General features: G+C 65.1%; 14 protein-coding genes and 1 tRNA gene. 8 read left to right on the top strand and 7 right to left on the bottom strand.

What is annotated here, in order from left to right; genetic code table 11:
• Nucleotides 1-27: 27 nt before the first annotated feature.
• A complete protein-coding gene (locus AC4PMY_RS01920) occupies nucleotides 28-1,356 on the bottom strand; it encodes a nicotinate phosphoribosyltransferase (RefSeq protein WP_083397284.1) in 1,329 nt (442 codons plus the stop codon).
• A gap of 87 nt (nucleotides 1,357-1,443) precedes the next feature.
• Between AC4PMY_RS01920 and murI the strand changes: the two genes are divergently transcribed.
• The 4 genes from murI (at nucleotide 1,444) to AC4PMY_RS01900 (ending at nucleotide 4,640) form a co-directional block, all read left to right on the top strand.
• The gene (gene murI / locus AC4PMY_RS01915) at nucleotides 1,444-2,289 is read left to right on the top strand and encodes a glutamate racemase (RefSeq protein ID WP_071260977.1); all 846 of its coding nucleotides are present in this window, start codon (nucleotides 1,444-1,446) and stop codon (nucleotides 2,287-2,289) included.
• Nucleotides 2,282-3,016 (top strand): ribonuclease PH, encoded by a 735-nt coding sequence (gene rph, locus AC4PMY_RS01910; protein ID WP_064296204.1) that lies wholly within the window; start codon nucleotides 2,282-2,284, stop codon nucleotides 3,014-3,016. The genes murI and rph overlap by 8 nt, the downstream gene beginning before the upstream one ends.
• A complete protein-coding gene (rdgB, locus tag AC4PMY_RS01905) occupies nucleotides 3,016-3,651 on the top strand; it encodes an RdgB/HAM1 family non-canonical purine NTP pyrophosphatase (protein ID WP_071260975.1) in 636 nt (211 codons plus the stop codon). The genes rph and rdgB overlap by 1 nt, the downstream gene beginning before the upstream one ends.
• Before the next feature lie 77 nt (nucleotides 3,652-3,728).
• Nucleotides 3,729-4,640, top strand: coding sequence for a cation diffusion facilitator family transporter (locus AC4PMY_RS01900; protein ID WP_071260973.1), 912 nt, complete (start codon nucleotides 3,729-3,731; stop codon nucleotides 4,638-4,640).
• Nucleotides 4,641-4,694: 54 nt separating this feature from the next.
• On the opposite strand, the gene AC4PMY_RS01895 is transcribed toward AC4PMY_RS01900, so the two are convergent.
• Nucleotides 4,695-5,441 (bottom strand): DedA family protein, encoded by a 747-nt coding sequence (locus tag AC4PMY_RS01895; protein WP_071260971.1) that lies wholly within the window; start codon nucleotides 5,439-5,441, stop codon nucleotides 4,695-4,697.
• Nucleotides 5,442-5,493: 52 nt separating this feature from the next.
• Nucleotides 5,494-5,575: transfer RNA gene (locus AC4PMY_RS01890), tRNA-Leu, on the bottom strand.
• Between the two features lie 242 nt (nucleotides 5,576-5,817).
• Between AC4PMY_RS01890 and AC4PMY_RS01885 the strand changes: the two genes are divergently transcribed.
• On the top strand, nucleotides 5,818-7,731 hold the full coding sequence (locus AC4PMY_RS01885) for an anthranilate synthase family protein (protein WP_071260969.1): 1,914 nt from the start codon (nucleotides 5,818-5,820) through the stop codon (nucleotides 7,729-7,731).
• A 68-nt stretch (nucleotides 7,732-7,799) separates the two neighbouring features.
• On the opposite strand, the gene AC4PMY_RS01880 is transcribed toward AC4PMY_RS01885, so the two are convergent.
• Both AC4PMY_RS01880 and AC4PMY_RS01875 read right to left on the bottom strand, forming a co-directional pair.
• On the bottom strand, nucleotides 7,800-8,543 hold the full coding sequence (locus AC4PMY_RS01880; RefSeq protein WP_254773606.1) for an NAD(P)H-hydrate epimerase: 744 nt from the start codon (nucleotides 8,541-8,543) through the stop codon (nucleotides 7,800-7,802).
• A gap of 85 nt (nucleotides 8,544-8,628) precedes the next feature.
• Nucleotides 8,629-9,021: a barstar family protein gene (locus AC4PMY_RS01875; protein ID WP_175484376.1), complete on the bottom strand. Its 393-nt coding sequence runs from the start codon at nucleotides 9,019-9,021 to the stop codon at nucleotides 8,629-8,631.
• 241 nt (nucleotides 9,022-9,262) lie between these two features.
• Between AC4PMY_RS01875 and AC4PMY_RS01870 the strand changes: the two genes are divergently transcribed.
• From AC4PMY_RS01870 to AC4PMY_RS01860, 3 genes are all read left to right on the top strand, one after another.
• Nucleotides 9,263-10,594, top strand: a complete 1,332-nt coding sequence (locus AC4PMY_RS01870) for an AAA family ATPase (RefSeq protein WP_083397283.1) — start codon at nucleotides 9,263-9,265, stop codon at nucleotides 10,592-10,594.
• 139 nt (nucleotides 10,595-10,733) lie between these two features.
• The gene (locus AC4PMY_RS01865) at nucleotides 10,734-11,438 is read left to right on the top strand and encodes a hypothetical protein (RefSeq protein ID WP_491621869.1); all 705 of its coding nucleotides are present in this window, start codon (nucleotides 10,734-10,736) and stop codon (nucleotides 11,436-11,438) included.
• Between the two features lie 44 nt (nucleotides 11,439-11,482).
• Entirely contained in the window at nucleotides 11,483-11,686 is a 204-nt protein-coding gene (locus AC4PMY_RS01860) for a hypothetical protein (RefSeq protein WP_071260963.1), read from the top strand.
• A 558-nt stretch (nucleotides 11,687-12,244) separates the two neighbouring features.
• Here AC4PMY_RS01860 and AC4PMY_RS01855 read toward each other — a convergent pair.
• Together AC4PMY_RS01855 and AC4PMY_RS01850 are read right to left on the bottom strand one after the other, a co-directional pair.
• On the bottom strand, nucleotides 12,245-13,057 hold the full coding sequence (locus tag AC4PMY_RS01855; protein ID WP_491621868.1) for a hypothetical protein: 813 nt from the start codon (nucleotides 13,055-13,057) through the stop codon (nucleotides 12,245-12,247).
• A 147-nt stretch (nucleotides 13,058-13,204) separates the two neighbouring features.
• Nucleotides 13,205-13,414, bottom strand: a complete 210-nt coding sequence (locus tag AC4PMY_RS01850; protein ID WP_071260960.1) for a barstar family protein — start codon at nucleotides 13,412-13,414, stop codon at nucleotides 13,205-13,207.
• Nucleotides 13,415-13,423 lie beyond the last annotated feature (9 nt).

Here is a 13,423-nt window from a genome sequence, read left to right as displayed (position 1 = left end):
GGCCGACGCTGAGACGCGTCGCCGCGGTCAGTCCTCGAGGTACACGGTCGGGAGCACGGGGTCGCCGCGGGTGAGGCTGACGGCCCGGGGTGGCAGTTCCCCCACCGCCTGTGCCCGGTGTTCCCTCGCCTGGCGCGTCCCCGCGGCGCCGAGGTACCGCTCGTCCACGAGTCCGCCTTCGACGAGCTGGACCATCAAGGGACGTTCCGAGGCGGCGTTGGCCGCACCCTCGTGTTCGCCGGCCGGACCGTCGCCGAGGTAGATGCGCTCCTCGCGGGCGACCCCGTGCCGGTCGTAGGCCCGCGCAGCCGTCTTGCGGCCGCCGACGGTCGCCTTCTCGGCCGACTTCTTCGCGACACTGATCCAGTCGCCCTGGTCGTCGCGGTGCGCCACGAGCTTGTAGACCATGCCCATGGCGGGGGAGCCGGAGCCGGTGACCACGGAGGTGCCGACGCCGTAGGAGTCGACCGGGGATGCGGCCAGGGCGGCGACGGCGTGCTCGTCGAGGTCGTTGGTGACCGTGATGCGGGTCGACGTGGCGCCGAGTCCGTCGAGGAGGCGGCGGACCTGGTCGACGACGATCGGCAGGTCGCCGGAGTCGATGCGCACGGCTCCGAGCTCCGGGCCCGCGAGGCGCACGCCGAGTCGCACGGCCTCCTCGATGTCGTAGGTGTCGACGAGCAGCGTGGTCCCGGCGCCCATCGTGTCGATCTGGGCTCGGAAGGCGTCCTCCTCGGAGTCGTGCAGGAGCGTGAAGGAGTGCGCGGCCGTCCCCATCGTCGGGATGCCCCAGCTGCGTCCGGCCTCGAGGTTCGAGGTGGCGCTGAAGCCGGCGATGTACGCCGCCCGGGCTGCGGCGATGGCCGACCGTTCGCCCGTCCGACGGGAGCCCATCTCGGCCAGGGGACGGCTGCCAGCCGCAGAGGTCATGCGGGCGGCAGCCGTGGCGACGGCGCTGTCGTAGTTGAACACGCTGAGCGCCAGCGTCTCGAGGATGACGGCCTCGGCGAACGTGCCCTCCACGACCAGGATCGGCGAACCGGGGAAGAAGACCTCGCCCTCGCGGTAGCCCCAGATCGATCCCGAGAAACGGTAGTCGGCGAGCCAGTCGAGCGCCGTCGTGCTGACGACGCGCTCCTCGCGCAGCCACTCGAGTTCCGATTCACCGAAGCGGAAGTGCTTGAGCAGTTCGAGGAAGCGGCCCGTGCCGGCCACGACGCCGTAGCGGCGGCCGCCGGAGAGGCGTCTGGCGAAGAGCTCGAACAGGCACTCCCGATCCGCGGTACCGCGGTGGAGGGCGGCGTCCAGCATCGTGAGTTCGTATCGGTCGGTGAGGAGAGCTGAGGACTCGTGCACCTGTTCAGCCTAGCCGCGAGCGTGCTCGGAACGTGGTGATCGGTCGGTCAGCGACGTCCATCGGCAGGGGCGGTAGGCTGGGTCATCGTGAACGACGCACCCATCGGCATCTTCGACTCCGGCGTCGGCGGACTCACGGTGGCGAGAGCGGTCAGCGACCAGCTCCCCGCCGAGTCCGTGATCTACATCGGCGACACGGCCCACTCGCCCTACGGTCCGAAGCCCATCGCCGACGTGCGGCGCTACTCGCTCGAGGTCCTCGACTCGCTCGTCGACCAGGGCGTGAAGATGCTGGTGATCGCCTGCAACACCGCATCGGCTGCGATGCTCCGCGATGCCCGCGAGCGCTATTCGGTCCCAGTGGTCGAGGTGATCCAGCCCGCTGTGCGGACCGCGGTCCGGAGCACGAGGAACGGGCGCATCGGCGTCATCGGGACCGAGGGGACGATCAACTCGCGGGCGTATCAGGACCTGTTCGAGGTCAATCCCGAGCTCACGGTGTTCGGCCAGGCCTGCCCTCGGTTCGTCGAGTTCGTGGAGGCCGGCGTCACGACCGGCCCCGACCTCCTCGAGGCGGCGGAGGAGTACCTGGCCCCGCTCCGGCACGCCGGCGTCGACACCGTCGTCCTCGGATGCACCCACTACCCCTTCCTCAAGGGCGCGATCAGCTACGTGATGGGTCCGCAGGTGTCGCTCGTCTCGAGCGACACCGAGACCGCGAACGACGTCTACCGCGTGCTCGTCACCCGCGACCTGCTGCGCGACAGCAGCGAACCCGCCACCCACCGGTACGAGGCGACCGGGAGCAGCGCCGACGACTTCATCGCCCTCGCCAACCGTCTGATGGGCCGGGAGATCTCCACCGTCTCGCTCGTCCAGACCGGCGTCATCGACCTTCCATCCCACCAGTTCGAGGAGCACATCCATGAGTGACATCGCGCGCGCCGACGGCCGCACCAACGACCAGCTGCGTCCCATCACGATCGAGCGCGGCTGGAGCGAGCAGGCCGAGGGGTCGGCACTCATCAGCTTCGGCCGGACGAAGGTCCTCTGCACGGCCTCCTTCACCAACGGCGTGCCGCGCTGGCTGAACGGCAAGGGTCGCGGCTGGGTCACCGCGGAGTACGCGATGCTGCCCCGTTCGACCAACGAGCGGATGGACCGTGAAGCGGTCAAGGGCAAGATCGGCGGTCGTACCCACGAGATCTCGCGACTCATCGGTCGGAGCCTCCGCGCCGTGATCGACACCAAGGCCCTCGGCGAGAACACGATCGTCATCGACTGCGACGTCCTGCAGGCGGACGGTGGCACCCGCACCGCGGCGATCACCGGCGCCTACGTCGCCCTCGCCGATGCGATCGAGTGGGCGCGCGGCAAGAAGTTCATCTCGCAGAAGGCGTCGCCCCTCACCGACAGCGTCTCGGCCGTCTCGGTCGGCATCATCGACGGCGTGCCCATGCTCGACCTCGCCTACGTCGAGGACGTGCGCGCCGAGACCGACATGAACGTCGTCGTCACCGGCGGCGGATCGTTCGTCGAGGTACAGGGGACGGCCGAGGGTGCGCCGTTCGACCGTCGCGAGCTCGACTCCCTGCTCGACCTCGCCGTCGGTGGCGCGGCGTCGCTCAAGGCCATCCAGTTCGAGGCCCTCGGACGCTGATGGGCGTCGAGATCGTCCTCGCGACGCACAACCAGCACAAGGTCGAGGAGTTCCAGCGGCTCGTCAGCCGCGACGTCCCCGGGATCACGGTCCTCGCCTACGACGGTCCGGAGCCTGTCGAGGACGGCACGACCTTCAGCGAGAACGCGTTGATCAAGGCGCGGGTCGCCGCAGCCCACACCGGCTCCATCGCGCTCGCCGACGACTCCGGCATCGGCGTCGAGATCCTGGGTGGATCGCCGGGTATCTTCTCGGCGCGCTGGGCCGGCTCGCAGCACGACTCGACCGCGAACCTCGCCCTCCTCCTCGATCAGCTGCGGGACGTGCACGAGGAGCATCGAGCCGCCTGGTTCGCCTGCCACCTCGCCCTCGTGGTGCCGCCGGGGATCGACGGGACGGCCCCGTTCGAGCACGTCGCCGTCGGCACGTGGCGTGGAGCCCTCGCGACGGAGCCGAGCGGGACGAACGGCTTCGGCTACGACCCGGCGTTCATCCCGGACGGTGAGCGACGGACGGCCGCGGAACTGTCACCGGCTGAGAAGAACGAGCTGAGTCACCGCGCGCTCGCCTTCCGGGCGCTCGTCCCGGTGCTGCAGCGGCTCGTGCCCGAGGGGCCCGCGTCGACCGCCAGCTGAGCATGATACTCAGGACCATTCCTATCTCGGCATGAACCCTTCCGCGGGCGCTGGGAAGCTCCTACGGTTGATGCATCATGGGTCACGATCACGCACACGCCGGCACCGCCAACCGCAGGAGACTCGCGGTGGCGATCGCCATCATCGCGACCGTCCTCGTGGTCGAACTCGTCGGTGCCTGGGTGAGCGGTTCGCTGTCCCTCCTCGCCGACGCCGGGCACATGCTGTCGGACCTCACCGGGCTGATCATCGCGCTCGTCGCCACGATCGTGGCCGCGCGCCCGGCCACCGACCGGCAGACCTTCGGGTATCAGCGCGCGGAGGTGTTCGGCGCGCTCATCAACGCGCTCATCCTGATCGCCGTCGCGGTGTCGGTCCTCATCGAGGGGGTGTCCCGCCTCGTCGACTCGGCGGACGCGGAGGTCAGGAGCCTTCCGATGTTGATCGTCGCCGTCATCGGTCTCGTCGCGAACCTCGTCGCCCTCCAGGTGCTGCGCGGCGGCCGCGATACGTCGATCAACATGCGCGGCGCGTACCTCGAGGTCCTCGGCGACCTCCTCGGATCGATCGCCGTGATCATCGCCGCGGTGGTCATCATGCTGACGGGCTTCGCTCAGGCCGACGCCATCGCTTCACTCGCGATCGCCGCGATGATCGTGCCGCGGGCGTGGTCGTTGCTCCGCGACGTCGTCCACGTCCTCAGCGAGTCCGCGCCGTCCGACACGGACGTGCAGGAGATCAGGGACCACCTGCTCGGCACCGAGGGGGTCGTCGCCGTCCACGACGTCCACGTCTGGCAGATCACGTCCGGCCAGCCGGTCTTCTCGGCCCACGTCGTCGCCCGGCAGGAGGTGTTCGCCGACGGTGGCACGGGGGAGCTGCTCGACCGTCTCGGTTCGTGCCTCCACGACCACTTCGACGTCGAGCACTCGACGTTCCAGCTGGAGCCCGAGGAACACGCCTCACACGAGGAGTCGCACCACCGCTGACGCGCGGGGCGGGTCCGGTTGTTGCGCCACTCGCGCGAGCGGCGCCACCGGCGATCAGACCGTGTTGTTCCCGCGGTCGCGCTTGAAGACGTCCTGGTCGGCGAGCTTCGAAGCCGCGGCCCGACGCTCCTCCTCGGTGATGGTGCCCTGCAGCGCCTTCGCTTTCCGGCTCGACTGGATGTAGTGCCAGGTGGTCGGGATGAGGGTGAGGACGACGGCTCCGATGAGGATGACGTCGATGTAGTTCTGCACGAAGGTGGCGACCGGGGGGATGTATCCGAGCAGGTAGCCGAAGAAGGTGAGCCCTGCGCCCCAGATGAGCGCTCCGATGAGGTTGTAGAGCGAGTACTTCTTGTAGTTCATGTGGCCGATGCCGGCAGCGACCGGCGCGAAGGTCCGGACGATCGGGACGAAGCGCGCCAGGATGACCGCGAGGGCACCGAAGCGCTCGAAGAAGGCGTTCGTCCGCTCGACGTTCTTGATGCTGAAGAGACCGGACTCCTTGCGTTCGAACACCTTCGGCCCGAGTTTGTGCCCGATGAGGTACCCGACCTCGCCGCCGAGGAACGCCGAGAACCCGATCGCGAGGCAGACCCACCAGATGTCGATCTCGATGACGCGGGCGGACCCAAACGCGAGGAGACCGGTGATGACGAGCAGGGTGTCGCCGGGCAGAAGGAATCCGACGAGGAGGCCGGTTTCGGCGAAGACGATCGCGCAGACCACGACGAGGGCCCAGGGACCGACGGCGGTGATGATGCCCTCCGGGTCGAGCCAGGGGATGAGGGCGGTGTGGACCATGCGGAGCTCCTGCTGTCGGGGGAGGGATGGAACGGCGTACGACGATGTCGCGTGCGGGAGAAGGGACTTGAACCCTCACGCTCGAAAGCACAGGAACCTAAATCCTGCGTGTCTGCCAATTCCACCACTCCCGCGGCCCGCTCAGTCTACGGGAGCGAGGTCGGGAACGTCCTGAGCTTCGGGGAGGAGCCACGGACAGCGGAGCCCGGGTCGGCCCGTGTATGCTCGGCTCCATGCGAACGACGTGTGCAACGAGCTGGTGGCCCGCCTCCTAGGCGGACCGCGCACGTGCACACACGACGACTCGACCGCCTGACAGGGCGGTCGTTCTCGTTCGGAGGCCCTGTCGGATCGGTCCCAGCCTGAGGACACCACCATGACCACCCTGCTCCACCGCGTGCTGCACGCCGGCCCCGATTTCCCGTTCGCGGTGCTCCGCCGACACGGCAGCGACACCGTCGACCTCTACACGGGTGAGGTCGTCGACGTCGAGTCGCTCGCCGACATCCCGCTCGGAGCCACCGGCGACGACCACCAGCCCGAGGTCCTCACGCTCGTGCCTTATCGCCAGGTGCGCGAGCGCGGTTTCGCGGCGATGGATGACGGCGCTCCGCTGCGCTGCCTCGTGGTGAGCGAGCGTGAGACGGTGACGCTCGACGACATGCTCGAGCGACTCCCCGCCGACGCTGTCCCGCTGGTCGACGGCGGGTTCGACGTCTCGGACGAGGACTACGCGTCGATCGTGCGCCGCGTCATCGAGGACGAGATCGGACGCGGCGAGGGCGCCAACTTCGTCATCCGACGCGAGTTCACCGCGACGACCGAGGTGCCGGCCGAGCGCGCGGTCCTCGCCTGGTTGCGGGCGCTCCTGTCGGGGGAGACCGGCGCCTACTGGACGTTCGCCGTGCACACCCCGGGCGTCTCGATGGCCGGTGCGACGCCCGAGCGCCACGTCGCGGTCGCCCGCGACGCTTCGACCGGTGAACGCACCGTCACCATGAACCCCATCAGCGGCACCTTCCGCCACCCGCGCTCCGGCGCGACCGGCGACGACTTCCGCGCGTTCCTCGGCGACGTCAAGGAGACGGAAGAGCTCTTCATGGTCGTCGACGAGGAGATGAAGATGATGAGCCGGGTGTGCGCCTCCGGTGGACGCATCCTCGGCCCCTACGTCAAGCAGATGTCGCGCCTCACCCACACCGAGTACCTGCTCGCCGGGACGAGCGAGCTCGACGTCCGCGAGGTCCTGCGGTTGACGATGTTCGCACCGACGGTCACGGGCTCGCCCATGCAGAACGCGTGCTCGGTCATCGCCCGCCATGAGCGGAACGCGCGCGGCTACTACTCCGGCGTGCTCGCGCTGTTCACCCCGGTGGGCGACGGCGACTACGAACTCGACGCACCGATCCTCATCCGCACCGCCTACGTCGACGACGCCGGCCTCGTCCGCGTGCCCGCCGGTGCGACGCTCGTCCGTCATTCGGATCCCGAGTCGGAGGTGGCCGAGACGGCGGCGAAGGCCGCTGGCGTGTTGACCGCTCTGGGCGTCATGGCACCCGCCGGGCTCGGCCCGACCGTCGACCTCGCGGCGGAGCCGGGCGTACAGGACGCGCTCCGAGCGCGGAACGAGCGGTTGGCGTCCTTCTGGTTGCAGCCGCAGCACCCGGCACCGGTCGGTTCACTGTCAGGCCGTACCGCGGTCATCGTCGACGCCGAGGACGAGTTCACCGCGATGCTGGCCCACCAGCTGCGCCACTTCGGGATGACCGTCAGCGTGGAGCACTGGTCGGCGGTGACCGACGCCCTCGTGGACGTCGACCTCCTCGTCGCCGGCCCGGGTCCGGGCGATCCGCTCGACCTCGCCGATCCGCGTGTCCGCCGGATGCACGAGATCGTGTCGGCGCGCCTCGCCGCCGGAGCGCCACTGCTCGCCGTCTGCCTGAGCCATCAGGTGCTGGCGATCCAGCTCGGGCTGCCGATCGAACGCCTCGACGCGCCCCGACAGGGACTGCAGCTCGACCTCGACCTCTTCGGTGAGCAGTCGCTGATCGGGTTCTACAACACCTTCACCGCACGGCTGGCGGGTGAGGCTCCGGTCGGTGGGGTCGAGATTGCCGCCGATGCGGCGTCGGGCGACGTGTTCGCGATGCGCGGTCGTGGGTTCGCATCGGTCCAGGGGCACCTCGAGTCGGTGCTGTCGCGCGACGGGCTCCGCACCCTCGGGTCGCTCGCGGGCCATGCGCTCGCGGGTGTCGCGTCCGGGCGATCGGCTGCCGCCGTCGGTTCCTGAGCGTCATGCGCCGCCTGGACGGTCGGTGATGCCGACCGCCCGGGAGGCGAACCGTGCGTCGCTGCTCGTCAGGCGTCCGCCTGGTCCAGCGTCGTGAACGGCGTGACGTCGGCCAGCTGCGGTCCGAGGCCGATGTCGATGAGGCGGACGTCGCCGGCGTAGGCCGAGCCGGGTGGGATGAGCAGCCCGGCCTTCACCGCGCCGAAGGTGACCGTGACCTCCGCCGGCAGGACGGCACCCTCGGGGACGCTTCCCTCGTCGGGATCGATGCCGCTCGGGACGTCCACGGCGACGACGGTCGGCCCGCCCGCGCTCTGCACGACCGGGAGGACCGCCTCGACGATCGCCTTCGGCGCACCGCGCAGGGTGGGGTTCCGGCTGGCCCCGATCCCGAAGACGGCGTCGACGACGAGCGCGGCGCCCTTGGCCTCGTCAGCGGTGTCGTCCGGCTCGGCGGGGGAGTTCATGAGGAAGCGGACGCCGGCCTCGACGGCGGCGGCGTAACCCGCCTCATGGGCGTGGTCACCGGTCCTGGCCACGACGAGGTCGAGTGGGACGTCGTCCGGACCGGTCGTGCCGGCGAGTTCCGCCGCTGCGAAGAGGGCGTCACCGCCGTTGTCGCCTGATCCGACGAGCAGCAGGATCTTCCAGATGTCGGGTGCCTCGCCCTCGAGGCCCTCCGCGCGGTCGGCGAGCACCGCCCGCAGCTCCTCGGCGAGGCCGTGTGCGGCCCGTGCCATGAGCGGTTCCCCGGCGTCCAACAGCGGTGCCTCTGCGGCTCGGACCTGGTCTGCGGTGTAGCCGTTCATCATGGAGCCCACTCTTCCGGCTCGTGTCGACCCCCGCAAGCGGTTGCGGTCGGGGACCGGCATAGGAACAGCCGGCGGATCGGCCGGTTCAGGCGAGTTCGAGTCGGATGTCCGGGTGGCCGGCGAAGACCTCGAGGAGCAGGTCGAAGTAGGTTTTGCCGCGGCCGGCGTCCAGGTCGTCGAGCTGCGTGGTGATCCGCGCCGTGTCGAACGGAGCACCCCGCTCGAGCTTCTCCTGCAACCAGGCACGGGTCGTTGTGACGCCGAGTGCGGTGCGGCTCGCGTCGTGATCCGTCCAGACGAAGTGCACGTCGTTGAGATCGCGGAGCGAGCCGATCCCGCCGTAGAGGATGTCGTCGAGGGCGTCGAGGCTCGGGCCGAGATCCCAGTCCTCGTCCTGCATCACGAGCTCGTTCATTACCTCGTAGAACGAGGAGATGTCGTGGATGCGGGAGCCGTCGATGCGGAAGGTGGTCGGCACGGTCCGAGCCTAGTGACCGGCGTGAGCTTCACGGCGGGCCGGGCACCATTCTTCGGCGAGCGTCGCACTTAGATCCCACTTTCGCTTCGTGGGCGGGACACGGTTGCATGACAAGACTGCGGGCTCTGAGGCGCGCATTCGATTGCGATCACGAGACTTCTCGCAACTCATTGTTTCGAGACGGGGCACATTATTCTGCACGCCACGGCGAAATGCTCGCTCGGGCGCTAGTGTAAACCACATGTCTACGCAAACGACTCAGCTGACAGGTGTTCGAGTTGCTCCAAAAGTGCGCCGTATACGCAGCGCCGGTGTGCTCGGTGAGTTCGAGTACAGGATCGATTTTGACGACGAAGCGCTCAAGAACGAGCGCGTCGTGGTTATCTACGCCGAGAACGGAATGGGTAAGACCAATTTTCTCAAGTCGGTTCACTATCTTTTGACCCCCAGGCTCGAGAGCCTGCAATCTCTCGCAGAGCTATTCGTCGACGACTTGTCGATCACGTTAGATTCGGGAGTTACGATTCGACTAGATAAAGGACACGACCTTGACGTGCTAATGGAGTGTTCGATCGAATATCCGGCCAAGGGTACATCCGCGGTTGTGGCCTCGATACGAAGTGAAGATATCGAACCTCGCGCATTCAGGAGAAGTGCTCCCCGTCGAGAGATCGCAATGTTCTTGGATGAACTTAGTTCACTGGTTAATCCGACAGTGTATGTCGGCGATGATCGTCTCGTGTATTCCGGAACAGATGTGCCAGCCTTCCAAGCTGGACGGTCGGCTTATGAAGCGGAGCGCGAGCTCTCCCGGGGGCGCGCCAGGCCGACTCAGAGTGTGAGGGAGTCGTTGGATAGGGTCGAGCGCTTTTTTACTAGGACCGTGCTCGCGGGTATTTCGAAAGATTCGGCTTCTTCAGGGGAAGGGGTATACAGCGAAATCACCAGGCGCGTGCTTGCCGGGACAAGTCAAATTGAAGGAACGACCCCGCCCCGCGACCAACTGAACGAGCAAGTTGAACTCCTCTTAAGTCATTCGACAGATTTCGAGAAATACGGTATCATGCCATTCCAAGAGGTGCGCAATATAGCGGACCAGATTTTGGGGGCGCGGAAGAACAATACGCACTTTGGCGCGCTACTGGGAATACTTGGCCCGTATCTATCGAACCTCACGGATAGAGTGGAAAATCTACAACCGGCCCAGAGGTTGATTGATACCTTTGTGGCTTCCGTGAATGGTTTTCTCGAGCGTAAGCATCTGACGTTCAGCATGTCTGATGGAATCAAGCTCGTAGGCAGAAACGGCGAAGATCTTGACTCAGACAACCTGTCGAGTGGCGAAAAGCACCTCCTGCTCTTGCTCAGTAGCGCTGTTCTTGCTAGATCCAATGGCGCGCTCATGATCATTGACGAACCTGAACTCTCGTTGGGCCTTCGTTGGCAACGCAAGCTACTGAGTGAACTCTTGAGGTGCACGGAGGGTAGCGGCGTTCAATTTCTCGTCGCCTCACACTCGACGCAGATCATGGCTGACGTTCCTGACATCATTCGCCCCACGATGGCCAGCTGATATGCCTCAAAAGCCGAGGGAGACGCTGCGGGAGTTTTTGCTCGAGGCCGAATTGACTAGCGGGCGACGCTTGATAGTTGAAGGCCCAACTGACAAATCATTCTATCGAACATTCATCAAGCAGCGACGAGGCGAGCAGGTGCTGGAGAATCTGGTTGTTGAGTCGGTTGAGGCCTTGAAATTTGATCCTGAAGAATTCGAGCACGAGGGTCTGAATATTGGAAACCGCAGCGCCGTCGTTCTCGCGGCCAAGGGGGCTCTAGGCAGTGGTGCTGACGTGCTTTGTATTGCGGATCGGGATTGCGGCCATCACCTTGAACGCTACAAACTAGACACTCTTGTCTGGACAGACTACCCGGCTCTTGAGAGCTATCTCTTCACGCCGAAACTTATGGACTACGTCAATGAAGCGGCGCTTGGAGATCGCCTTCCACCAGGTGCCCAGCTCGTTGAGGAGATAGCGCCAATTTTGCTGGAGTTGTATACCGTCAGACTTCACAACGATAGTCTTCCTAGCCCAAATATTCAAAGGGGATCTGGAAAGGTCAAGCGGTTTGATCACTTCGATGTAAAAAAGACGGTGAGTCCTGCAATCGCCGACAAGCTTGATGGATACGCTAAGCCTGAAGTTGGTAATCATCGGTCCTATGCATATGGGCACGATGTGGCGGATGTCCTCTTGCATCTGTATGGTAATCAGATAAAGACGCAGGCAGGAATTCCGGGTAGGGACAATTTGGAGCTGGTGTTTCGACTGGCGCTTCTGGCCGAGGGAACCTTCGACGATGAGGCTTTAGCCTCTAGGCTGTTGGCCTGGGTGGGCCACTCGCCTGTTCATGCCTAGTATCCGGACATGGGAAGCGATAGTCGACGTGGCATGGATCTGGCATGGAGTACGAGCTTGATTTCAGGATGGACGAGCTCGACTTCGCGCTAGGGGCTGTTCGGCAGACTTATCGAGACATACTTGGCGACTACCGGGTGGAGGATGTTCCGCAGTACGACGTGACGGCTCGGCCGAATATGGATCTGTCGGAACCATGGCGAGAGCATTGTGCGCTCGCCCGGCTGATCGGGGTGAGTGGCGAATGAGGGCCACGATCCTCCGCCGCCCCCGTCAATCCATGCAAGTTCGACTCTGTCTGGGTTGAACCGATTGCCGGAACCTGCTGGAAGAATCGTATCCACCCCGAGCGCTGGAACGAATCCGCGACGAGCCGAAAAATGTGGGAGGTCGCGCTCCTTCCCAACGATCCGTGCCATGACCGGATGAAGAACTGAATCGCTCGGAGTGCTTCCCTCAAATTGGGTATCAGCCGGAGCACGGTTCTGTTCCAGCTTGCGGGCACCTTGCCGGAAGATCAGGGACCGAGGTTCTTGTGGGCGAGATATTACCGCTGGCGTCAAGCTTCCTTTAGTACCCCATCGTCGGCGGAACATGCGGCAGCGGGAGCTCTCCGCATACATTCCTGTTGCAGCCCTTTGAGGAAACTGTCGGACCGCTAGCGAAGCGATCGGATCATCGAGGGAGACCAGCGCTTAGCGAAGCAGAGAGCGGTTGCTGCATGGTTCGCACTCGGGCTTATGGCCCACAGTATTCACCAGGTATTTTGGCGTGGCAGGCCGAAATCCATAGAGCATCCAGGATATCTACACGAGGCGCCCAATTCCGTGCTCTTCCCCGTTTGCCTTGAGGTCATCCAGAAATCGCTGCGAGCGTGGGGCGGGGAATGTCGTCCGCAGATACTTCAGCGCCTGCGGCGTCCTTCCCCTGTCTTCCAAGAGTATCCAGATGTGCATGCCCAGTTCATCGTCGGCTTGCAAGGGGCGGCCTTCGTGCACCGCGAGGAGGTCCACGACCGCGAGCAGAGCGGTAGACAGGAATTTTGCTTTGTTCACAGCGTGCCGCAGTTGACCGGCGCTGACCGATTTAAAGGTCTCGCTGAAATCGTCCTTATTCAGGAAGCCAAACCAGCTACCGTACGAAACTCTGCCGTTTGCTCCAATCCTATACATCCATATCGTCGAATGAGCGGCGACGTTGCGCATCTCAATAATGCGCTGAATTTCGGTGATGAGCGTGTTCCCGTCGCGCCAGCCGATCGGGAATATCTTCTTTAGAATCTTTACACGCTCTGCGGCGGTTTTGCCACGTACGGTAGCAATCCTGCTCGCTTGGTCGTTAGGATCAAGCAGGTAGGTCAAGGGGATGTTTATGGCTTGCTCTAGATGAGCCGTGACGCTTATTAGCTCACCAATCAGTGCATGCAAGTCGCGCCTCTTGTCCACGGTCCCGGGGGATGTTAGGTGAGTATTAACGGCGTCTGGCGCGCCGTCCTGCATCACCACACCTTGCCTATTTCCGAAGCCGATCAGACCTGCAAGTCTCTCGACGTAGGCGTCGTAGTCAGCCTGGGAGGCCGCGCCCTCCGTTATTGGACTATCGCCTGGCAGATCTGTCATACCGGTCAATATAGCCGAGGACGTACTGGTGCTCACTCGTCGAGCCGGACCGCCCAGAGGGGCGTTGAACCGAGGATGGGTCTTCGCTGTGAGCTTCCCCTTGGGGTGAGCGTGGGGGCCTGTATTGAAGTCGCGGAGCGGAGCGCCTTACGTCGCGTCGGTCAGCCTGACGTCGGCCTTGTGCACGTCGTCGAGATCGCGGAGCGAGCCGATCCCGCCGTACAGGACATCGTCGAGAGCGTCGAGGCTCGGGCCGAGATCCCACTCCTCGTCCTGCATCACGAGCTCGTTCATCACCTCGTAGAACGAGGAGATGTCGTGGATGCGGGAGCCGTCGATGCGGAAGGTGGTCGGCACGGTTCCCGA

Source organism: Plantibacter sp. MDV22-iso1 (assembly GCF_058408345.1).
This window is presented reverse-complemented; position numbering and strand designations above follow the sequence as displayed.